The sequence below is a fragment of the Citrobacter sp. CK185 genome (assembly GCF_030333565.1).
GTDB classification, from domain to species: domain Bacteria; phylum Pseudomonadota; class Gammaproteobacteria; order Enterobacterales; family Enterobacteriaceae; genus Citrobacter_B; species Citrobacter_B koseri.
On sequence record NZ_JAOWFR010000012.1, the window covers coordinates 1 to 223 of the forward strand.

General features: G+C 50.2%; 1 tRNA gene. It reads right to left on the bottom strand.

What is annotated here, in order from left to right:
• Positions 1-143: 143 nt before the first annotated feature.
• Positions 144-219, bottom strand: a tRNA-Glu gene (locus OGV79_RS02295).
• Positions 220-223: the final 4 nt, after the last annotated feature.

Below are 223 nucleotides of genomic sequence, written 5' to 3' on the forward strand. Positions count from 1 at the left end.
TGAGAGACTCATACACACTTTACGTGTGTCGTTTCAATTTTCAGCTTGATCCAGATTTTTAAAGAGCAAATATCTCAAACATGACTCGCAAGTCAGTTTTGAGATACGGGGGCCGGCGACTTTCACTCACACAAACCAGCAAGTGGCGTCCCCTAGGGGATTCGAACCCCTGTTACCGCCGTGAAAGGGCGGTGTCCTGGGCCTCTAGACGAAGGGGACACTG